Below are 20,560 nucleotides of genomic sequence, written 5' to 3'. Positions count from 1 at the left end.
GAAAAGCTAAGTACTTAGAAAAGTACTTAGCTTTTTTGTATATAAGGAGATGACAATTTGACAGAGCTTTTAAAAATGTTTGATAAAGACTATAAAGAAATAGGTGTTGAACATCGTGAAATAATTCATGAAAGAGGATATTGGCATGAAGTATTCCATTGTTGGGTTATTGAAAAAATTAATGCAGAGTGGCATATTTACTTTCAACTGAGAAGTAAATATAAAAAGGATTACCCATGCCAATACGATATTACTGCTGCTGGTCATTTACTTTCTACAGAAACTGTAGAAGATGGAGTGCGAGAGCTTGAAGAGGAAATAGGTATTACTGCTAAGTTTTCACAATTAAAATCATTCGGAGTAATTCCATATAGTATCGAAAATGAATTAATAAAAGATAATGAATTTGCCAATATTTTTGTTTTTGAGTTGGTAGGAGGATTTGAGCAGTTTTCCATTCAACGTGAAGAAGTTGATGGAATGTATCGTGCTAAATGGGAACATTTTATGCAATTGGCTCAAGAAGCAGTGAAGGAAGTTGAAGTGACAGGATATCGCTATGAAAATGATGTTAAATGTTTTGAAGTGAAAAATATTAGTTTAAAACAAATGTCTACATTACCGAGAATGTACTTGAGTGAGTTAATTTCTAGAATGAAAAATTTTATGGAAGCACCCTAAATGATTAGGAATGCTTCCTTTTTTTTATAGTGCAATATCGATTGATTTTGAAAAATCATCCTTTCACCAATTATATTTGAAAATAAAAATTCAATTTATAACAAATTTCAATTGACCTTTACGTTACGTCATCCTTTATAGTACTAAATAAGAGGTGATGGCATGCTAGTAAATGAGTTGGCAAAGTTATCTGGTGTAAGTGCACGAACATTAAGGTACTATGATGAAATTGACTTGGTAAAGCCTTCAGCGGTCGAGCAAAATGGTTATAGAAAATATAATCAATCTGATATTGATCGACTTCAACAAATTCTATTTTATCGGGAGCTAGATTTTAAGCTAGAGGAGATTAAAAATTTATTAAACGATCCAAATTTTGAAGTAAAAGAAGTGTTAAAAAAACAATACGGGCTTATACAAAAAAAAAGAAATTATCTCGATAATTTACTTGAGACAATAAATCAAACAATCAATATGTTGGAAGGGGATATTAAAATGACAAATGAAGAGAAGTTTAAAGTGTTCAAAAATAAATTAGTGGAAGAAAACGAACAAAACTATGGGCAGGAAATTCGTGAAAAATATGGTGAGGAACAAGTTGAAGCAAGCTACGGCAAACTGAAAAATATGTCAGAAGAACAATACGAAGCTATGCAGCAGTTAGAGAAGCAGTTGTTTGAACGTTTAAAAGAAGCGATGGAACAAGGAGATACTACTTCAGCAATTGCTATGGAGGTTGCAGAGCTTCATAAACGTTGGTTAAGCTTTTCTTGGGCAAAATATACGAAAGAAGCGCATCTAGGATTAGCACAAATGTATATATACGATGAGCGCTTTATTTCGTATTATGATCAACAGGTTGGTAAAGGTGCTACTCTATTTTTGCATGATGCAATTAGTGCATATACAGCGATTAAATAAGTAGAGATGTTTTAGAAATCCTCATTTAGGTAATATTTAATTACCAGATAAAAGGGGGATTTAATATGAATAGCGATCAATTACAACAATTACGTCACACATTAGAGGATGAGCTTGCGACATTAGAGCAGTTTATCAATGAAGAACTGCCTGTTGAGGAAACAGAGTTATCCGCGATTGATAATCATCCAGCTGATGCAGCTACGGATTTGACAACAGTTATAACGGAACTTACGTTAAATGAATTGAAGGAAGAAGAAATCGAGAGAATTAAAACCGCATTAACTGCAATGGATGAGGGTACATATGGAAAATGTGCTGTATGTGGTGAAAACATTCCGTTTGGACGTTTAGAAGCGATTCCTACAGCTTTAACATGTGTTGATCATGCAGAAAAAGAAAATGTGGAATAATAAAAGAGGCATGTTGATGACAACATGCCTCTTTACTTTTAAAGAAAATATGAAAGCAATAAACCAATCGCCAAAAGGAAACCAAAAATAGTGTTCGTTTGTGCAGTAAACTTCATAGCAGGCATTACTTCTAAAGGCTTTTCTTTAGCACGGAATAGTTTAATGGAATCGATTGGCTTTTTCGCACTTAATAATACAAGTAAAGCCCATGGTGTTAAATGCCCAAGAAAAACGAGACCTACTATCCAAATATAAGATACAACAAAAAATGCAGCAAGTATCGTTACGGCGTTATGACGGCCGACCAATATAGCCATCGTTTTGCGACCGCCTTCAGTATCTCCTACTATGTCACGGATGTTATTGGAAAGCATAATTGCTCCCACTAAAATCATACTAGGAACTGAGATTAATACTGCATCGAGTGTTACTTCCCCTGTTTGAATATAGAAGGCGATTAAAATAATACCCATCCCCATAACAGCTCCGGAAACTAACTCCCCAAAAGGTGAATAGGCAATCGGATATGGACCACCTGTATACAAGTAGCCAATAAGCATGCAAACAAGACCAACAGCTACTAACCACCACGAAGTCATCGCACATATGTATATGCCTAGAAGCATCGCCACTCCATAAAAGCTTAGCGCAATCATCATAATTGTCTTCGGTGCTACACCGTGCCGGACAATTGTACCCCCAATGCCGACTGAATTTTCGTTATCCAGTCCAAGCTTATAATCATAATATTCATTGAACATATTTGTAGCTGCCTGAATGAGCATACTAGCTATAAGCATTGCAAAAAACAATCCAAAATGAATTGTTTCATGGTCTATTGCAAGTGCCATTGAAGTACCTAGTAATACTGGTACAAATGAAGCTGTTAATGTATGGGGACGCGTTAAATGCCACCAAACTTTAAACCCTTTGTCCGCTTCAACGACTTTTGTCATAAAAAAACGCTCCTTACCAAATACAATTATCTAAACTATTGTAAAGCAATTACAACAAAAAGAACAGAGTGAAGCATGAATACATGTAACGATTGCTTGAAAAATGGTATGATAGGAGAGGTATTATTTAGAGAACGAACGCAAATAAATTGAGCAAATTATAAAAATTTTAGCACGTATTAAAAAACGTGGTAATTGCATCATACTTAGTGAATTTGCAACATGACGGAGGGAATTTTCATGCAACACAAGTGGTACAACGCCACTGAAATCGAAGTAGGCTTAAATTCAAAACAAATTTTTTATATAGAAACAATCGAAGTAAGTCGTTTATCCGCTTTAGCGTTTTTTGCAGCGGGTGAAAAGAAATATAAAGGAAAACGCAATTACTGGCAAAATCGTGAAAAAACTTTCACTTTGGTCGGTTTAGGTCATGCATACACAATAGAAAATAATGCATCTGACTCCCGTTTTGATTTAGTTGAGCAACATTGGAAAAAGCTAACTAGTCAAATTGTGCAAGAAGATCAGCACCTACAGCCTATTCTTTTTGGTGGTTTCACATTTGACCCACAAAATGAAGTATCAGCAGAATGGACAAACTTCCCGCAAAGCTATTTTACAGTAGCAACCCATCAGTTAGTCATTCGAAATGATAAAGCGTATGTAACAATTAACTATATTACAGATGAAGCAAATAGCGCCAAGACTTTTGAGACATTGCGTAAAGAGCGTGATGAGCTAATTCATGCGGCACAAGTAAAGGAAGTTAAAACATATGCAAAGCCGACGATGACCAGCTATATGGAGCCATTTAAGGAAGACTATTTAAATTCCATTCACAAAGTGACAAGTTTAATAAAAGATAACGAAGCGCAGAAGGTAGTAATTGCGCGTTCTTTAGCATTGCAATTTAAGGAAGCGATTACATCGCCGCAAATTTTATCGCATGTTGTTCATGAGCAACCGGAAAGTTATCTATTTGGCTTAGAGCACGGTGATTTATTATTTTATGGTGCATCTCCAGAACGTTTAGTAAAAGTAGAAAATGGACGAGCTTATTCTTCTTGTGTTGCGGGTTCAATAAAGCGTGGATTAACTGCAGAAGCTGATGAAGCATTGGGACAAAGCCTACTAAATGATATGAAAAACCTTGGTGAACATCATTATGTCGTTGAAATGATTACTGACATATTTGAAAAAAATTGTACTGATGTTAAAGTGCCTCATGGACCGAAGCTTTTGAAAATCAGAGATATTCAGCATTTATATACTCCTGTTGAAGGGAATTTAAATAAAGACGCAACGATTTTACAGCTAGTGAAACATTTACATCCAACTCCAGCATTAGGGGGTGTGCCTCGCGAACAGGCAATGAAAATGATCCGCGCGTACGAGCCGATGAATCGAGGGCTTTATGCAGCACCTATTGGTTGGATTGATGCAGATGGAAATGGGGAATTCGCTGTAGCAATTCGTTCTGCTGCTTTAGTACAGGATAAGGCATACTTATATGCAGGCGGTGGGATTGTAGCAGATTCAGAAGCGCAATCGGAATATGAAGAGACGCTCGTGAAATTCCGTCCGATGCTACGGGCGCTTGGAGGTAAATTACATGAATGAGCGTGAAATATTATCAAATTATGTATATCAAATTGTATCGGCTTTAGTAGCATCTGGTGTAGAGAAAGTCGTTATTAGTCCTGGCTCTCGCTCTACTCCGCTTGCATATGCATTTGCTTCAACAAAGGAGTTGGAGATGCATCGACAAGTGGATGAGCGCGCAGCTGCTTTTTATGCACTTGGTTTAGCTAAAGCTACGGCAAAACCTGTTGTATTACTATGTACATCAGGTACGGCAGCTGCAAACTACTACCCAGCAATTGTCGAAGCGAAATATGCAAGGGTGCCTTTAATCATTTTAACAGCTGATCGTCCACATGAATTAAGAGAAGTGGGTGCACCACAAACGATCAATCAAGTACGACTATACGGCGAAAACGTAAAGTGGTCAGCTGAATTCCCGATTCCAGACAATGCGCCGCAAACGTTGCCATTTATTGAGCGTCATACTGTCCGCGCGGTAAATATTGCAACAACTGCACCATTTGGACCGGTACATTTGAATATTCCATTCCGTGAACCATTAATGATCGATTTTAAAGATATGCTGCCGAAGTCCAGTTATATAAAAAGCTATACAAATGAGCTGATACCTTCAAAGCAAGCGATCGCTGAGTTGACACATATTTTGGAACGAACAACAAATGGAATGATAATTATAGGTGAATTGCCATTAGGAACAGATACCAATCATGTATGGAACTTTATTCGTGAGGTAAAGTGGCCGGTAATGATTGAAAGCTTATCGAATCTACGCACAGAAGTACCTGAGGATTGCCAAGTGTATGCAATTTCTACATATGATGCCTTGATGAAAAATGAGCGTTTCAAACAAAATGTCCGTCCGCAAACGGTTATTCGTTTCGGAGCACAGCCAGTATCGAAATTCTTAATGCAATTTATCGTCCAAGCAAATCCGCAAAGCTACATTATTATCGATGAGGACCCAATGTATAGAGACTCTACACATATGTCCACGCACTTTATCCATGCGCTTCCAGGGGAGTGGCTAAGTGAAATTGAGCTACAACATTCTGTAGCTGAAATCGAATATGTTCAGTTTTGGAAAATGGCCGATTTACTCGCATCGGATGTTATAGAAAAATATAGTGATTATGCTGACGATGAAGGGGCAATGGTTCAATCACTGTTTGCAAATATTGAAGAAGAAGCTGACATATTCGTAAGCAGCAGTATGCCGATTCGTGATATAGATACTTTTTTACTTTCAACTAATCGATCAGTTCAAATATTCGCAAACAGAGGGGCCAATGGAATTGATGGGGTGACATCTACTGCACTTGGCTTTAGCAATGGTCGTAAAATGCGTAAAACATATTTACTGATTGGAGATTTAGCGTTCCTACATGATACAAATGCATTCATTGCAAGCCGTTATCAGAACTGTGATCTCACAGTCATCGTAATGAACAATGATGGCGGTGGAATATTCTCATATTTACCCCAGTCAAAAGTAGAAGCACACTATGAGGATTTATTCGGTACACCGACTGAGTTAACATTCGAGCAGGTTGCTAGCATGTACGATATGGAATACGAAAAAGCAAAAACAAAAGCTGAACTTATCAATACATTGGCAACAAATAAACAAGCCTCTTTAAAACTAATTGAGGTGTTTACTGATCGCGAAGAAAATGTAAAGCAGCATCGTCTATTGTGGACACGTATTAACGAGGTGATTGAACAGTGGCTCGATTCGCTGTAAAAGATTTAGATGTGTATGTGGAACAATGGAATGAGGATGCTAAACAAACAATCGTTCTATTGCATGGTTTTACCGGGAGTACTAAAACATGGCATAGAGTGATAGCAAAGTTGCCAACAAACATTCGCTGTATTGCGGTAGATTTAATTGGTCATGGACAAACAGCTGCGCCATTAACAGAAAAGCAATATTCCATGACATTTCAGATCGAGCTACTGAACGAAATATTTCGTACCTTGAATCTTAAAAATTTCGTGTTATTAGGTTATTCGATGGGAGGACGTGTGGCTTTAAGTTATGCAGTCCGGTTTCCTTCCCAATTGACTCATCTAATATTGGAAAGTGCTTCTCCTGGTTTAGTGGAAGAACAGCAGCGAAAAGCGCGAAAAATGGCTGACGAACAACTTGCAGAGAAAATTGTAGCAAATGGGGTAGAATCTTTCGTAAATAAATGGGAAGACATTCCTCTTTTTGCCTCGCAAAAGCTTTTGCCTGCGGAGGTGCAGCAGGAGATAAGAAAAGAGCGAGTACAACAGCGTGAAATCGGGCTTGCAAATAGTTTGCGTGGTATGGGAACAGGAGTAATGCCAGAACTTTGGGGAAAGCCTCTCACTACATTACCGATGCCTGTTACTCTAATAACAGGCGCTTTAGATGAAAAATTTGTACAATTAAACGATGAAATGCAAAAACAAATCGTAAAAGCTAATCACATCATAATTCCAGCAGTTGGACACGCAATTCATGTGGAAAATCCAACAAAGTTTGCTACAATAGTAAAGGAAACGATTTCATAATCAATTTAGGAGGCAATATATATGACAAAGCAACGTCTATGGACATCTTTACATACTTATGAAGATATTAAGTATGAATTCTATAACGGTATCGCAAAAATTACGATTAACCGTCCGGAAGTTCGTAATGCATTCCGTCCAAAAACAACAGCGGAACTAATTGACGCATTTACACGTGCACGCGATAACGAAAAAGTTGGCGTAATTATCCTAACAGGTGAAGGCGAGCATGCATTCTGCTCAGGCGGTGACCAAAAAGTACGCGGCCACGGTGGTTATGTAGGTGATGATAATATTCCTCGCTTAAATGTTTTGGATTTACAAACGTTAATTCGTAAAATTCCTAAACCAGTCGTAGCAATGGTTGCTGGTTATGCAATTGGTGGCGGTCACGTATTACACGTAGTATGTGATTTAACAATTGCTGCTGAAAATGCACGCTTCGGTCAAACAGGTCCTAAAGTAGGCTCATTCGATGCTGGTTACGGTTCAGGTTACTTAGCGCGTATCGTAGGACATAAAAAAGCTCGTGAAATTTGGTACTTATGCCGTCAATACGATGCACAAGAAGCACTTGATATGGGCTTAGTTAACACGGTTGTGCCATATGAGCAGTTAGAAGATGAAACGGTTAAATGGTGTGAAGAGATGCTTGAAATGTCTCCAACAGCATTACGCTTCTTAAAAGCTGCTATGAATGCAGATACAGACGGTTTAGCTGGTATCCAGCAACTTGCTGGTGATGCTACACTTCTTTACTACACTACAGATGAAGCTAAAGAAGGTCGCGATGCATTTAAAGAGAAACGTAAACCAGACTTCGGTCAATTCCCTCGTTTCCCTTGATTTGTTCATATAATAATTCAAAAGGGATGTCCGAAAATGGACATCCCTTTTCTTTACGATAGGAGGAAAAATGGATGCAGCCAAACTGGATCAAACAACGTGCCTATTTAACACCAAATCGCGTTGCACTTAGCTATGGTGATCAAGAATGGACCTTTAATGAGCTCTATCTACAGTCTGTTCGGTTAGCTTATAAATTGAATACACTTCATTTAACGAATGGGAAACGGGTTGCCATTTTAGCTCCATCTACACCAGCTTTAGTTGAACTGCTATATGCTTGTATGCAGGCACAGTGTGAAGTGGTTTTACTGAACGGCAGGTTAGCGAAGCAAGAACTTGCATATCAAATTGAGGATGCAGAAGTTGATGCGATTCTAGTTGCCAATGAAGACATTGCTAAGCTTCCTGATGATGACCGTATCATTATGTTTTCTAAGCTTTATCAAACGTCTGAATCAGAATTTAACATTTCAACACATTGGGATGAAGATTTCGCCCTCACAATCATGTATACATCTGGTACAACAGGCTTTCCGAAAGGAGTCTGTCAAACGGTTTCAAATCATAGTTCAAGCGCAATTAGTTCTGCACTAAATATAGGTATTTCAGAGAAGGATACATGGCTTTGTACTGTTCCGATTTTTCATATAAGTGGTTTTTCAATTTTAGTCCGGTCATTACTATACGGGATGAAAATACGTTTATATGAAAAATTCGATGCTAAAAAATGTGCACAGGAAATTATTAAAGGTACAGTGACGAAAATGTCAGTCGTAGCAGTTATGTTGGAAAATATATTGTCTGAAATGGAACGCATTGATCAAAAAGCTCATCCCGTATTTTCTACGATGTTAGCAGGTGGTGGTCCGGTGCCAATCGGTTATTTACAACGAGCAGAAAAATTAAATTTGCGTGTAGCACAAACATACGGAATGACTGAAACCGCATCCCAAACCGCTACTTTAGCAAATGAAGATGCAATGACACATATCGGTTCTGCAGGAAAACCATTGTTCTTTAATGACATAAAGATTGACGCTAAAGATGGAGAGTCTATTGGAGAAATATTAATACGCGGACCACATGTCACGCCAAAATATATTGGTCAGTTCAAACATAAACCAACAACAATTGATGGCTGGCTACATACAGGGGATGTTGGCTATTTGGATGAAGAAGGCTATTTGTATGTAGTGGACCGTCGAAGTGATTTGATTATCTCAGGTGGCGAAAATATATATCCTGCCGAAATCGAAAATGTTTTACTCGCACATCCTAACGTAAAGGAAGCAGGGGTTTGCGGGATGGATCATGACATATGGGGACAGGTGCCTGTAGCATTTATCGTATTGAAAGAAAAAATATCTGAACAGAATATAATAGATTTTTGTGAGATGAATTTAGCGAATTATAAAGTACCTAAACAAGTTCATTTTGTTGCTAACTTACCTCGAAGCGGATCCAACAAGCTATTAAGAAGAAATTTGCTTCAATTACTGGATGATATATGAGGGCACTAAAAAAATGGTCCCAGCATTTTAACCAATTGCTGGGACCATTTATATTATTTTGATAATGCTTGTTTTAATACTTCAATATTCTTTCGCATTAATGAGAAGTAATCTTCGTTATTTTGAACATCTTCTTTTGTAAGCACGCTCAAATTATGCAAAGTTAACGTTTTTGCGTTCACTTCTTTTTGAATCACTTCAGTTAAGTTTGAGGAAACATTTTGCTCAAAGAAAATATATTCAATGCCTTCTTTATTAGCTAAGTCCACAATTGTCGTCAATTCTTTTTGTGATGGTTCACTTTGCGAATTTAAACCTGCAACGGGTACTTGATTAAATCCATAATGTCCGGCAATATAGCCAAACGCTGCATGTGAGACGAAGAACGTTTTTTTAGTAGTAGCACTAGCCATTTCTTCAAATTCAGAATGCAGTGTATCTAAATCTGTTACTAATTGTTCGTAGTTTTCATTGAAAGTTGCTTCATGTTCAGGTAAAGCCTTAGTTAACTCTTCTTTAATCGTTAAGGCTAACTGTTGCGAAATAATAGGGGATAGCCAAACATGTGCATCATGATCGGTATGAGCATGATCTTTATCACCTTCATCTTCTTCATCATGGTCATGATTATGACCGTGATCATCGTGTTCTGTAGTAGCTTCTGCATGTGTATGACCAGTCGAAATATGCAATTGCTCTTCTGTTACACCATCAGCAGTTGCAACTAATTTTACATCTTCGTTTTCCAATGTCTTTTTGGCTTTTTCAACAAAGCCTTCTAGCCCAAGTCCGATAAAGAAAAATAAATCCGAATCTGCTAAAGCCATCATATCCTTTTGCGTTGGTTCAAATGAGTGCTCGTTTGCACCTGCAGGATAAATAGAAGCCACCTCTACAAATTCGCCGCCAATACGTTCTGTGAAGTATTGCAATGGATAAACTGTCGTATAGATGGATAGAGTATCATTATTCGATTGAGTATTGTCTGTTTCGGCAGGTGATTCATTATCTTTGCTGCAAGCAGTTAATAACAGAATAAATGTAAGCATTGAAATAATAGAAAGCCATTTTTTCATTATAGTAAATCTCCTTAAATAGTAACAATTACGATTTGTGTTTTTGAACATTTTCAATCATACAATATTAAAAGAAAAAAAACAATATAAAAAGCCTTCGAATATTATTTTCTTTTCGAAGGCCATTTTTCAGGTACCGGATCAAAACCTCCCGGATGAAGTGGCTGACATTTTAAAATACGTATTATGGTCATGATTAGTCCTTTAAAAGCGCCATGTTTCTGAACTGCTTCAATACCATAGCTCGAACAAGTCGGATGGAATCGGCACGATGGGGGCTTCATAGGAGAAATATATTTTTGATAAACTCGTATTAGCCCAATAAATATCCTTTTCATAACTATTTTTGCTCTCCATTTTTAAAGGTATTGGTTGGTTTTGCATCAATCGTTTGCTTTAATGATACTTTGTTTTTTCGAGCAAGTAAAATTATGGAGAACGCAAAAATCCCCATAATGGTAATGATGATAATTAATACGATTGGTAAGCTCATTTTTTCACCTCAACTAATTTAACCGGCACAGTAAATTTACACCCTAACCGGTTCATTCCTTACTATTGTACATGAAAAAGCGCGGCTAAATTTGAATAATCGTCGAATTTATAAGGTTTTAACAAGTGGAGGAACGGTTATAATATAATTAGTAGTGGAAAATCCTTATCTTTTCACTGTAATTCAGGATTAAAATTTCTTTTTGAAGTTTTAAATATAAAATTATGAGGTGAAGGTTTATGGCGAAGAAACAATTAAACACACATTTAAACGATTTAGTAGCAACATGGTCGGTAATGTACACAAAGTTACATAACTACCACTGGTATGTAAATGGACCGTCTTTCTTTACATTACACACAAAATTTGAAGAGTTATACAATGAAGTAACACTTAATCTAGATGAAATTGCCGAACGTATTTTAACAAAGGGCGGCAAGCCTGTGGCAACATTAAAAGAGCATTTAGATATCTCTTTAATTAAAGAAGCGTCTGGTAAAGAAGAAACGCAGGAAATGGTATCTATTTTAATTGAGGACTTTAACACGATTATGGATGCATTGGAAAAAGCGATGGAAGCAGCATCTGAAGAAGGCGATGACCGTACAGAAGATATGCTGAATGCGCAATACCAAAGCTTAGAGAAACATACTTGGATGTTAAATGCATATTTAGGTAACTAGTTTTGAAGAAGCGACTCCAATATTGGGGTCGTTTTTATGTATAAATCATTTTCCTATAGCTCACCTTAAGTATGAGGTGAGTAAATTGGAAAAAAATAATGTATATGTATCTGTCGCTAATTTAACATGTAATTTGCATCCGGGATCATCCTATGAATTTGTATTGAAAATGGATCCGCATAAAGCACGTGTATTTGCAAAGCTCTTCGATCAAATGCAGTCACTCGAAGCATCGAATGCCTTTCGAGCGCATATGCCCTTCATCCCTTATCATTTAGATAGATTGAATCATGAAATAGACCATCGTTTGAAAAAGGTCTATGCACTTATACATGAATTTGGAGATGAAGATGCGAAAAAATTTGTAGAGCAATTGCCATATTTTAATCATTAACTACCCGCTTTTATTGAATGAGAGACATCTGTTCGCTAAACTAGTAATAGGAGTTGAGCGAAAATGTTTAGATTTATTGATGAGAATGGATTACCGGTAGATTTAAGATTTGATGAAGGACCTTTTGAAATAGAGCCTAAGCATGTCCTGGCTCTTGTACAATACGAGGGGAAATGGTTGTGCACAATACATCATCGACGTGGCGTAGAGTTTCCTGGAGGAAAGCAGGAGCCCGGTGAAACATTAGTGCAGGCAGCTATCCGAGAAGTATATGAGGAAGCCAATGTAATAATAGATGATGTTAAATGGTTCGCCTACTATATTGTTCATGATACTATTCCATTTTGTAAGGCAGTTTTTACAGCAAAAGTAAAAGATATCGAACCCTTTGTAGGAGACTTTGAAACAGAAGGCATTTTATGGTTAACGGAAGAGGAACTTTGGCAACAGCCAAATTTAAGCTTTTATATGCGAGATGCAGGTATGAAAAAGATGCTGCAGGAAGTGAATAATTATGAACGCAAATGGTGAAATTTTATCAATGCATCAATATCCCTCTCCGAATCCGCATGTCCGTTTAGATGAAGTGACATATTGGTCTCAAGGACTGCGTGTAAAGGGGTTGCTGGCGCGTCCTAAAGTACAGGGGCAGTATGAAGCCCTTTTATATTTACGTGGTGGACTACAATCAATCGGTATGGTTAGACCTGCCCGTATCGCCCAGTTTGCAATGCATGGATTTATCGTGTTTGCACCCTATTATCGTGGAAATCGTGGGGGAGAAGGAAAAGACGAATTTGGGGGGCAAGACCGGTATGATGCAGTTTTTGGTGTAGAAGTACTGAAACAATTTACCCCTGTTAAAAAAGTGAATTTGTTTGGTTTTTCTCGAGGAGGCTTAATGGCGTTGTGGACAGCAATATTACGTGATGATGTAAAATCTGTCGTAACATGGGCTGGCGTCTCAGATGCAACAGCGACCTATTGGGATCGAATCGACATGCGTCGTGGATTAAAAAGAATAGTGGGAGGAACTCCTAATAAAGTACCAGAAAACTATGAAAGCCGTACGCCTTTATACAATATTGAAAACGTTCAATCACCAGTATTAATTATACATGGGGCAGAAGATCAACATGTTAATATTGAACATGCCTATCAATTGGAGCGTTATTTGAAAGATAAAGGTAAACAAGTTGAGACATGGTATTCATCTAGGCTGAAACATCATTACCCGCCAAATCTGAATAGAGAAACAGTAAAAAAAATTAATGACTGGATGAAACAACAGTAAATCCAAAAAAGGGATGTAGCGTGGAAATACGCTACATCCCTTTTACTATGATATATTTTTAAGTTTGACGTCGTAGTATTAGTGCAGACTATATCGTCAAACAATATGTCGAGCTAAACATTAGTAATTTATACTAATGGACCGCCTTTTTTCACGATAGCTTCATCAACATCAGCGAATTTTGTGAAGTTGTTTTTAAATAGCTCTGCAAGTTCAGTAGCCTTTTTATCGTATGCAGCAGTATCAGCCCATGCAGCACGTGGATTTAATACGCTAGAAGGTACTCCTTCAATAGCTACAGGAATATTTAAACCAAATACTCCATCTTGTGTCGTTTCAACATTGTCTAATTCACCGTTAATGGCAGCGCGTACCATTGTACGAGTATAAGCAAGTTTCATACGACTACCTACACCGTATTCTCCTCCTGTCCAACCCGTGTTCACTAAGAACACTTGTGAACCATGCTCGTCAATTTTCTTACCTAATTGATCTGCATAGACTGTTGCAGGAAGTGGAAGGAATGGTGAACCGAAGCATGTAGAGAACACTGGCTCTGGCTCAGTAACACCACGCTCTGTACCTGCTAATTTTGAAGTGAAGCCACTTAAGAAGTGGTACATCGCTTGCTCCTTCGTTAATTTTGAAATAGGAGGTAGTACGCCAAACGCGTCCGCTGTTAAGAAGACAATTGTGTTTGGGTGACCTGCTACTGATGGTAATACGATGTTATCAATATAATCGATTGGGTATGCAACACGAGTATTTTCTGTTAAAGATCCATCGTCGTAGTCACAAATGCGTGATTCTGAATCAACCGCTACATTTTCCAATACAGAACCGAAGCGGATTGCATTGTAAATTTCCGGCTCATTTTCAGCAGAGAGGTTAATTGTTTTTGCATAGCATCCACCCTCAATGTTGAAAACACCATTATCAGACCAACCGTGTTCATCATCCCCGATTAATTTGCGGTCGCAATCCGCTGATAAAGTTGTTTTACCAGTACCTGATAAACCGAAGAACAGGGCAACGTCGCCTTTTTCGCCAACGTTAGCTGAGCAGTGCATTGGGAAAATACCTTGTTCAGGCAATAAATAGTTCATAATCCCGAAAATTGATTTTTTCATTTCGCCAGCATATTCAGTACCACCGATTAAGATGATTTTCTTTTCAATTGATGTTATAATAAATGTTTCCGAACCAGTTCCATCTACTTCAGGATCTGCTTTAAAGTTTGGAGCAGAAACAATTGTAAAGTCAGCAACATGTGCAGCTAATTCTTCTGCTGTAGGACGGATGAATAATTGATGACAGAATAGGTTATGCCAAGCATATTCGTTAATTACTTTAATCGATAATTGAGAGTCTTTGTCAGCACCCGCAAAACCGTTGAATACAAATAATTCATCGCGTTCTTTTAGGTAGTTTACAACTTTGACATAAAGCTTATCAAATACTTCTGAAGAGATAGGACGGTTAACTTTACCCCAATCAATTTTATCTTTAGAGTTTTCCTCTTCAACGATATATTTATCTTTAGGTGATCGACCAGTATATTTACCTGTTTCAGCACGTAATGCGCCATCAACAGTTAACATTGCTTCTCCACGTGATGTAGCTTTTTCAACTAATTGTGGAACAGATAATTGAGTTTTGATGTTTTCCCCGTTTAAAAGTTCTTTCAGCTCGTTAGCAATTTCTACCGAATTCATCTATTAAATACCATCCTTTTTTATAGTATTCCCTTATAGTAGGGGAGTTGTTATTAATTCAAAAATAGTATAACACATTGAAGGATATAATCTATACTAATTATGAATTATTTTTTTGTGGAATTTTTAACTGTTTAAAATCAGACAAAATTTATTGACAGCACTTATTTTTTTATGTAGGATGTGTAATTGAACGGATACTCTTATCCCGAGCTGGTGGAGGGGCAGGCCCTATGAAACCCGGCAACCTGCGTATATTTTATACGTGTTGGTGCCAACCTGATGCAAGGGCAAAATTTCCCTTGAACGATAAGAGTGAAAGGTAACGAAACGTAATATCCTTTCCTCACGTGTGATGAACACGGTTATGAGTGAAAGGATTTTTTTATTTGAATTTACAATTTCGTATTGAGCGAAAATTATATAGTTACAGCCTTTCAGACCCTCGTGTTAAAGCAAATAAAGCTTGACGTTAATAATGCTACTATGCCACGGTGTAAGACGCAATATAACGGACATGGGTAATGAGTACCGTATCAATAAAAACAATTGCCAAAGTGAATTAGGAGGAAATGACATGAAAAATCGTCGACTGTTTACATCAGAAAGTGTAACGGAAGGACATCCAGATAAAATTTGCGATCAAATTTCGGATGCCATTTTAGACGCAATTTTAGCAGCAGATCCAAATGCACGTGTAGCTTGTGAAACTACGGTAACAACAGGCTTAGTATTAGTATCTGGTGAAATTACAACTTCTACTTATGTAGATATGAAAGGTATTATCCGTGATACGGTAGCAGAGATTGGCTATACGCGCGGAAAATATGGTTTTGACGCAGAGAACTTAGCGGTACTTGTTGCAGTTGGTGAACAATCACCGGATATTGCACAAGGTGTAGATCAGGCTTTAGAAGCGCGTGAAGGTTCTATGACAGAAGATCAATTAGAAGCAATCGGTGCTGGAGACCAAGGTTTAATGTTCGGCTACGCATGTAATGAAACACCGGAACTTATGCCGATGCCTATTTCTTTAGCTCATAAATTAGCTCGTCGTTTAACAGAAGTGCGTAAATCAGGGGAATTAGAATATTTACGTCCGGATGGTAAAACACAAGTAACAATCGAATACGATGAAAACAATGAGCCTGTTCGTGTGGATACAATCGTTATTTCAACACAGCATGATGAAGAAGCGACATTGGAGCAAATTCAAACGGATATTAAAGAACATGTTATTAAACCAGTAGTTCCTTCTGAGTTATTAGATGAAGCAACTAAATATTTCATTAATCCAACAGGTCGATTCGTAATTGGTGGTCCAAAAGGAGATGCTGGTCTAACAGGTCGTAAAATTATCGTAGATACGTACGGTGGTTACGCACGTCACGGTGGTGGTGCATTCTCTGGTAAGGATGCAACGAAAGTGGACCGTTCAGCAGCATATGCAGCTCGTTATGTCGCAAAAAACATCGTTGCTGCAGGCTTAGCGGATCGTGCTGAAGTTCAATTGGCTTATGCAATCGGTGTTGCACAACCAGTATCAATTGCGGTAGATACATTCGGAACTGGTAAAGTAGAATCTTCCAAAATCGTAGAATGGGTTCGAGAGCTATTTGATTTACGCCCAGCAGGAATTATTAAAATGTTGGATTTACGCCGTCCAATCTATAAACAAACAGCAGCATATGGACACTTCGGTCGTACTGACATCAATGTACCATGGGAAAATACAGATAAAGCGGCAGAACTTAAAGAAAAAGCCGGAATTTAAAGAAAGAAGGAGCGTTCATTTAAATGGACGGCTCCTTTTCTATTATAATGAAAAATAATACTTCCTTCCTTTATATTGTAAGTAATTGGATTGATAGCGGAATGTTACTTCTGCAATGATTTATAATATTGTCCCTTCGCTACGTATTCATTAATTATGCGATCCATATCTGCCCGGTCCTCTGCATTTACTTCACGTACAACTTTTGCTGGGCGCCCCATAGCAAGTGAATTGGGAGGAATTACTTTTCCAGGTGGTACGAGACTACCTGCACCAATAAATGCTCCTTCGCCTATTTCTGCACCATCCAAAATGATGGAACCCATGCCGATTAAAGCGCGTTTTCTTATTGTACAGCTATGTAATGTTACTTGATGACCTACTGTAACTTCATCTTCAATAATGAGTGGAGCTGCAGGGCTTTGGTGAAGACAACTTAAATCCTGAATACTAACACGATCTCCAATGATTGTTTTATTCACATCGCCGCGTATGACTGTATTAAACCAAATGGAAGTATTTTCCCCTATTGTCACATCGCCTGTTATTGTTGCATAATCAGCAATGTAGGCAGTTGGGTGAATAGTTGGTGATTTATCTTTATAAGGGTATATCATGTTCAATTCCTCATTTCTTTTATAGAATGTATAAGAGCTAATGTAATCGTATCAAATCACTATTAATTTTCAATTAACATCTCTTAACTTTATATAATAAATTATAGCAGACTGTTTTAAGTAAGGAGGATTGACCATGTGGAAATGGGAAACAGAGCAGCAGCCAAAAGCCGTAGTCGTTATTCTTCATAGTGCATATGAACAGCATCGGTGGTACGCATGGTTAATCGAAAAATTCAGAAGTGCTCGCTTTCATGTAGTAATGGGGGATTTACCTGGGCATGGTGAGCAAGGAAAATATGCAAGATATCATGATGAGAATTTTGAAGAATACTATAATTATACAAAAGTGTTATTAAAAGTTGCCCTAGAATATAATTTGCCTCTATTTATTGTAGGCAATGGATTAGGTGCATCTATAGCAACATACGTACTTCAGAAAAATAAAATAGAATGCGCGGGTGTTGTCTTAACATCGCCGTGGCTTCATTTTAAATTAGCACCGGGAAAATTATCCAATGCATTATCAAGCTTTAGTGCAATAACATCGAATGTGAAATTAAAACATGAATTGAGTATACAATATTTCACACGTAATACGGATGTATTAATGGAGTTAAAGGAGCAGTTACCGTTAAATAGTATGGTGACTGTTAAATGGTATCGGGATTGGCAACATATGACGCGAACAATCCGTGATCCTGAAAATAAATTCCCTGATATTCCACTGTTACTAATGACCGGGGAAAATGATAAAATAACGGATATTAGTACTTCTAAAAGGTGGCTGATGGAACAAACTCTTTCAGAATTCCACTATAAACAATGGAATGGATGCCTGCATAGTTTGTTTTTTGAAGTGGAACGTGAGGATGTTTTCCGATACACAATTGATTTTATTAATAATGTCTTAAGAGACCTTGGTTATATAGTAGAATAATGAAAAACCTAACAAAATTCGACTTTTGTTAGGTTTTTTTAAAAATTTCAGTAAAAAATATATCGAAATTTTAGAATATTTGTAATATACTAAATTTCTAATTAATACAATAGTTCAACAAGGGGGTAAAATATGGATTTTATTAATGATTTTGTAGGATGGGCCAATAATATTCTATGGGGTCCAGTAATGATTTACGGTATTTTAATTGTAGGCTTGTTCTTTTCAATCCTGACAAAATTTGCACAAGTCCGATTAATTGGAGACATGTTCAAGTTAATGTTTAAAGGAGAGAAGTCAGAAGCAGGTGTATCTTCGTTCCAGGCATTGTCCATTGCTTTGTCGGGCCGTGTTGGTACAGGTAATATCGTTGGTACTGCTACAGCAATCGCGTTCGGTGGTCCTGGTGCGGTGTTCTGGATGTGGGTTACTGCATTTATTGGAGCATCAACAGCATATATGGAATCGACATTAGCACAAATCTACAAAGAAAAGAAAGATGGCCAATACCGCGGTGGTCCAGCATTCTATATTGAAAAGACAACAGGTATTCGTGCCTTAGGTGTTATTTTTGCAATTGCGATGATTGCCTCTGTGGCATTTTTAATGCCAGGTGTTCAGGCAAATGCGATTGCTGGAGCAGTAGACAATGCTTTTGGAATTGAGCCTTGGGTTACTGGTTTAGTTACAATTCTTTTATTAGCGGTTATTATTTTTGGTGGTGTTAAGCGTATTGCAAATGCTGCGCAAATTTTAGTACCATTTATGGCATTAGCTTATTTATTGGTAGCGGGTATTATTATTATTATGAATATTACAGCTGTGCCAGATGTATTTGCTTTAATCTTCCGTAGTGCCTTTGCAACAGATGCTGTATTTGGCGGGATGATCGGGAGTGCGATTTTCTGGGGTGTAAAACGAGCAATCTACTCAAACGAAGCTGGTCAAGGTACAGGTGCACATCCTGCAGCCGCAGCTGAAGTATCACATCCTGTAAAACAAGGTCTAGTTCAAGCTGCATCAGTATATATTGATACACTATTAGTATGTTCTGCAACAGCATTGATGATTTTATTCATGGGTACATACAACGTACATGATGGTAGCCAAGATGGTCCATTAATCGAAGCAAAAATGGATGAGACGATTACGTATTCAGGCTTTACCCAAGCAGCGGTAAATGACGCGTTCCCATCTTTAAATAACTTTGGTTCTGGGTTTGTGGCAATTTCATTATTCTTCTTCGCCTTCACTACATTAATGGCATACTACTACATTGCGGAAACAAATGTTTCGTATATGCTAAATGGTAATGCTAGAAGAATAGGGATATTCCTGATGAAGTTTATATTATTGGGTTCTGCATTCTACGGCACTGTAAAAACATCGGATTTAGCTTGGGCATTCGGTGACGTAGGGCTAGGATTAACAGTTTGGATTAACGTCATCATGCTATTATTCATCATGAAACCTGCGCTCATTGCTTTAAAAGACTATGAGCAACAGAAAAAAGAAGGAAAAGACCCGGTGTTTGATCCAATAAAACTCGGTATTAAAAATGCAGATTTCTGGGAGACATATAAGAAGGAAGATAAATAGAAAAAAGGAGCAGCCTAATAGGTTGCTTCTTTTTATATGTGAAAAACTTATTAAGTGAACAAATGATTATTTGTACTCTCTTTTTTTCGCGCAAAAATAAAGTTGTAATGCATCAAATTGTTCTGCTGAAAAATCCTTTTGTCCACGTATATATTTTTCATATAAATTGTAATAACAGATTGTTAAATATTCATCGTTATGATGGTTTTTGAAAGGTGTGTAGTGCTGGGAAACTGTAACCCCTGCAAAATAGCGCTCCATTTTATCAATAGTACGAACTGTAATATTACGTGCCTGCATTTCTTTCAGTACAATTTGTGTGTAAATAAACAAATCCTCTTTCGGGTAATCATATACATAATTAATTAATATATGGTTATCTTCCTTAGCGAAGATACTATTTAATTCCCGCCATTGGGCAAGTAATTGGCTTTTCGGGATAAATGGGATGAGCTCGGTGTGCCATAAACGCATAATATTCACCTCATTACTAGATAA

22 protein-coding genes and 1 riboswitch are annotated in these 20,560 nt (G+C 37.4%); of the genes, 15 read left to right on the top strand and 7 right to left on the bottom strand.

Annotated features, from left to right (window positions below; genetic code table 11):
- The first annotated feature begins 57 nt into the window (after positions 1 to 57).
- From MHH95_RS18345 to MHH95_RS18335, 3 genes are all read left to right on the top strand, one after another.
- The gene (locus MHH95_RS18345) at positions 58 to 681 is read left to right on the top strand and encodes an NUDIX hydrolase (protein WP_340728743.1); all 624 of its coding nucleotides are present in this window, start codon (positions 58 to 60) and stop codon (positions 679 to 681) included.
- A gap of 162 nt (positions 682 to 843) precedes the next feature.
- Positions 844 to 1,602, top strand: coding sequence for a MerR family transcriptional regulator (locus tag MHH95_RS18340; RefSeq protein WP_340728742.1), 759 nt, complete (start codon positions 844 to 846; stop codon positions 1,600 to 1,602).
- 65 nt (positions 1,603 to 1,667) lie between these two features.
- Positions 1,668 to 2,015, top strand: coding sequence for a TraR/DksA C4-type zinc finger protein (locus MHH95_RS18335; protein ID WP_340728741.1), 348 nt, complete (start codon positions 1,668 to 1,670; stop codon positions 2,013 to 2,015).
- Positions 2,016 to 2,053: 38 nt separating this feature from the next.
- On the opposite strand, the gene MHH95_RS18330 is transcribed toward MHH95_RS18335, so the two are convergent.
- Positions 2,054 to 2,971 carry a 1,4-dihydroxy-2-naphthoate polyprenyltransferase gene (locus tag MHH95_RS18330; protein ID WP_191700662.1) on the bottom strand — a complete coding sequence of 306 codons (918 nt, stop codon included), beginning with the start codon at positions 2,969 to 2,971 and terminating at the stop codon, positions 2,054 to 2,056.
- Positions 2,972 to 3,211: 240 nt separating this feature from the next.
- On the opposite strand from MHH95_RS18330, the gene MHH95_RS18325 reads away from it, so the two are divergent.
- From MHH95_RS18325 to MHH95_RS18305, 5 genes are all read left to right on the top strand, one after another.
- Positions 3,212 to 4,594, top strand: coding sequence for an isochorismate synthase (locus tag MHH95_RS18325; RefSeq protein WP_340728740.1), 1,383 nt, complete (start codon positions 3,212 to 3,214; stop codon positions 4,592 to 4,594).
- Positions 4,587 to 6,320 carry a 2-succinyl-5-enolpyruvyl-6-hydroxy-3-cyclohexene-1-carboxylic-acid synthase gene (gene menD, locus MHH95_RS18320; RefSeq protein ID WP_340728739.1) on the top strand — a complete coding sequence of 578 codons (1,734 nt, stop codon included), beginning with the start codon at positions 4,587 to 4,589 and terminating at the stop codon, positions 6,318 to 6,320. Before MHH95_RS18325 ends, menD begins: the two co-directional genes overlap by 8 nt.
- Complete coding sequence (menH, locus tag MHH95_RS18315; protein ID WP_340728738.1) at positions 6,302 to 7,117, top strand: 2-succinyl-6-hydroxy-2,4-cyclohexadiene-1-carboxylate synthase; 816 nt, start codon at positions 6,302 to 6,304, stop codon at positions 7,115 to 7,117. Before menD ends, menH begins: the two co-directional genes overlap by 19 nt.
- Before the next feature lie 21 nt (positions 7,118 to 7,138).
- On the top strand, positions 7,139 to 7,963 hold the full coding sequence (menB, locus tag MHH95_RS18310; protein ID WP_191705226.1) for a 1,4-dihydroxy-2-naphthoyl-CoA synthase: 825 nt from the start codon (positions 7,139 to 7,141) through the stop codon (positions 7,961 to 7,963).
- Between the two features lie 74 nt (positions 7,964 to 8,037).
- The gene (locus MHH95_RS18305; RefSeq protein ID WP_340728737.1) at positions 8,038 to 9,477 is read left to right on the top strand and encodes an o-succinylbenzoate--CoA ligase; all 1,440 of its coding nucleotides are present in this window, start codon (positions 8,038 to 8,040) and stop codon (positions 9,475 to 9,477) included.
- A gap of 53 nt (positions 9,478 to 9,530) precedes the next feature.
- On the opposite strand, the gene MHH95_RS18300 is transcribed toward MHH95_RS18305, so the two are convergent.
- The 3 genes from MHH95_RS18300 to MHH95_RS18290 form a co-directional block, all read right to left on the bottom strand.
- Positions 9,531 to 10,553 carry a metal ABC transporter solute-binding protein, Zn/Mn family gene (locus MHH95_RS18300; protein WP_340728736.1) on the bottom strand — a complete coding sequence of 341 codons (1,023 nt, stop codon included), beginning with the start codon at positions 10,551 to 10,553 and terminating at the stop codon, positions 9,531 to 9,533.
- Between the two features lie 104 nt (positions 10,554 to 10,657).
- Entirely contained in the window at positions 10,658 to 10,891 is a 234-nt protein-coding gene (gene yidD, locus MHH95_RS18295; protein ID WP_191700655.1) for a membrane protein insertion efficiency factor YidD, read from the bottom strand.
- 2 nt (positions 10,892 to 10,893) lie between these two features.
- Entirely contained in the window at positions 10,894 to 11,046 is a 153-nt protein-coding gene (locus tag MHH95_RS18290; RefSeq protein WP_191700654.1) for a hypothetical protein, read from the bottom strand.
- Positions 11,047 to 11,285: 239 nt separating this feature from the next.
- Here MHH95_RS18290 and MHH95_RS18285 point away from each other — a divergent pair, with 239 nt between their 5' ends.
- From MHH95_RS18285 to MHH95_RS18270, 4 genes are all read left to right on the top strand, one after another.
- A complete protein-coding gene (locus tag MHH95_RS18285; protein WP_191700653.1) occupies positions 11,286 to 11,729 on the top strand; it encodes a Dps family protein in 444 nt (147 codons plus the stop codon).
- Positions 11,730 to 11,805: 76 nt separating this feature from the next.
- Positions 11,806 to 12,123, top strand: coding sequence for a transposase (locus tag MHH95_RS18280; RefSeq protein WP_318245216.1), 318 nt, complete (start codon positions 11,806 to 11,808; stop codon positions 12,121 to 12,123).
- Positions 12,124 to 12,186: 63 nt separating this feature from the next.
- Positions 12,187 to 12,654, top strand: coding sequence for an NUDIX hydrolase (locus MHH95_RS18275; RefSeq protein WP_339213528.1), 468 nt, complete (start codon positions 12,187 to 12,189; stop codon positions 12,652 to 12,654).
- Positions 12,638 to 13,417: an alpha/beta hydrolase family protein gene (locus MHH95_RS18270; protein WP_340728735.1), complete on the top strand. Its 780-nt coding sequence runs from the start codon at positions 12,638 to 12,640 to the stop codon at positions 13,415 to 13,417. Before MHH95_RS18275 ends, MHH95_RS18270 begins: the two co-directional genes overlap by 17 nt.
- Positions 13,418 to 13,545: 128 nt before the next feature.
- Here the strand turns inward: MHH95_RS18270 and pckA are convergent, their stop codons facing one another.
- Positions 13,546 to 15,132, bottom strand: a complete 1,587-nt coding sequence (gene pckA / locus MHH95_RS18265) for a phosphoenolpyruvate carboxykinase (ATP) (RefSeq protein ID WP_191700649.1) — start codon at positions 15,130 to 15,132, stop codon at positions 13,546 to 13,548.
- A gap of 200 nt (positions 15,133 to 15,332) precedes the next feature.
- Positions 15,333 to 15,448: riboswitch (SAM riboswitch) on the top strand.
- 261 nt (positions 15,449 to 15,709) lie between these two features.
- Here pckA and metK point away from each other — a divergent pair.
- A complete protein-coding gene (metK, locus tag MHH95_RS18260; protein WP_340728734.1) occupies positions 15,710 to 16,906 on the top strand; it encodes a methionine adenosyltransferase in 1,197 nt (398 codons plus the stop codon).
- 104 nt (positions 16,907 to 17,010) lie between these two features.
- Here the strand turns inward: metK and MHH95_RS18255 are convergent, their stop codons facing one another.
- On the bottom strand, positions 17,011 to 17,523 hold the full coding sequence (locus tag MHH95_RS18255; protein WP_191700647.1) for a gamma carbonic anhydrase: 513 nt from the start codon (positions 17,521 to 17,523) through the stop codon (positions 17,011 to 17,013).
- A gap of 136 nt (positions 17,524 to 17,659) precedes the next feature.
- Between MHH95_RS18255 and MHH95_RS18250 the strand changes: the two genes are divergently transcribed.
- Both MHH95_RS18250 and MHH95_RS18245 read left to right on the top strand, forming a co-directional pair.
- Positions 17,660 to 18,463, top strand: coding sequence for an alpha/beta hydrolase (locus MHH95_RS18250; RefSeq protein WP_191700646.1), 804 nt, complete (start codon positions 17,660 to 17,662; stop codon positions 18,461 to 18,463).
- 132 nt (positions 18,464 to 18,595) lie between these two features.
- A complete protein-coding gene (locus tag MHH95_RS18245) occupies positions 18,596 to 20,062 on the top strand; it encodes an alanine/glycine:cation symporter family protein (RefSeq protein ID WP_340728733.1) in 1,467 nt (488 codons plus the stop codon).
- Between the two features lie 66 nt (positions 20,063 to 20,128).
- Here the strand turns inward: MHH95_RS18245 and MHH95_RS18240 are convergent, their stop codons facing one another.
- Positions 20,129 to 20,536: a pyrimidine dimer DNA glycosylase/endonuclease V gene (locus tag MHH95_RS18240; RefSeq protein WP_340728732.1), complete on the bottom strand. Its 408-nt coding sequence runs from the start codon at positions 20,534 to 20,536 to the stop codon at positions 20,129 to 20,131.
- Positions 20,537 to 20,560 lie beyond the last annotated feature (24 nt).

Origin of the sequence: Solibacillus sp. FSL K6-4121 (assembly GCF_038002585.1) — a bacterium.
Lineage (GTDB): Bacteria > Bacillota > Bacilli > Bacillales_A > Planococcaceae > Solibacillus > Solibacillus faecavium.
The sequence above is the reverse complement of the archived record's forward strand: the minus strand, read 5'-3'. Positions and strand labels throughout refer to the sequence as shown.

Excerpts from the sequence above, each read along its gene's own strand:
- MHH95_RS18340 (WP_340728742.1), top strand. The coding sequence starts at position 844 with ATGCTAGTAAATGAGTTGGCAAAGTTATCTGGTGTAAGTGCACGAACA.
- MHH95_RS18285 (WP_191700653.1), top strand. The coding sequence starts at position 11,286 with ATGGCGAAGAAACAATTAAACACACATTTAAACGATTTAGTAGCAACA.
- MHH95_RS18305 (WP_340728737.1), top strand. The coding sequence starts at position 8,038 with ATGCAGCCAAACTGGATCAAACAACGTGCCTATTTAACACCAAATCGC.
- MHH95_RS18325 (WP_340728740.1), top strand. The coding sequence starts at position 3,212 with ATGCAACACAAGTGGTACAACGCCACTGAAATCGAAGTAGGCTTAAAT.
- MHH95_RS18240 (WP_340728732.1), bottom strand. The coding sequence starts at position 20,536 with ATGCGTTTATGGCACACCGAGCTCATCCCATTTATCCCGAAAAGCCAA.
- MHH95_RS18250 (WP_191700646.1), top strand. The coding sequence starts at position 17,660 with ATGTGGAAATGGGAAACAGAGCAGCAGCCAAAAGCCGTAGTCGTTATT.
- MHH95_RS18335 (WP_340728741.1), top strand. The coding sequence starts at position 1,668 with ATGAATAGCGATCAATTACAACAATTACGTCACACATTAGAGGATGAG.
- MHH95_RS18255 (WP_191700647.1), bottom strand. The coding sequence starts at position 17,523 with ATGATATACCCTTATAAAGATAAATCACCAACTATTCACCCAACTGCC.
- MHH95_RS18300 (WP_340728736.1), bottom strand. The coding sequence starts at position 10,553 with ATGAAAAAATGGCTTTCTATTATTTCAATGCTTACATTTATTCTGTTA.
- menB (WP_191705226.1), top strand. The coding sequence starts at position 7,139 with ATGACAAAGCAACGTCTATGGACATCTTTACATACTTATGAAGATATT.
- MHH95_RS18275 (WP_339213528.1), top strand. The coding sequence starts at position 12,187 with ATGTTTAGATTTATTGATGAGAATGGATTACCGGTAGATTTAAGATTT.
- MHH95_RS18245 (WP_340728733.1), top strand. The coding sequence starts at position 18,596 with ATGGATTTTATTAATGATTTTGTAGGATGGGCCAATAATATTCTATGG.
- MHH95_RS18290 (WP_191700654.1), bottom strand. The coding sequence starts at position 11,046 with ATGAGCTTACCAATCGTATTAATTATCATCATTACCATTATGGGGATT.
- menD (WP_340728739.1), top strand. The coding sequence starts at position 4,587 with ATGAATGAGCGTGAAATATTATCAAATTATGTATATCAAATTGTATCG.
- MHH95_RS18330 (WP_191700662.1), bottom strand. The coding sequence starts at position 2,971 with ATGACAAAAGTCGTTGAAGCGGACAAAGGGTTTAAAGTTTGGTGGCAT.
- MHH95_RS18270 (WP_340728735.1), top strand. The coding sequence starts at position 12,638 with ATGAACGCAAATGGTGAAATTTTATCAATGCATCAATATCCCTCTCCG.
- pckA (WP_191700649.1), bottom strand. The coding sequence starts at position 15,132 with ATGAATTCGGTAGAAATTGCTAACGAGCTGAAAGAACTTTTAAACGGG.
- metK (WP_340728734.1), top strand. The coding sequence starts at position 15,710 with ATGAAAAATCGTCGACTGTTTACATCAGAAAGTGTAACGGAAGGACAT.
- yidD (WP_191700655.1), bottom strand. The coding sequence starts at position 10,891 with ATGAAAAGGATATTTATTGGGCTAATACGAGTTTATCAAAAATATATT.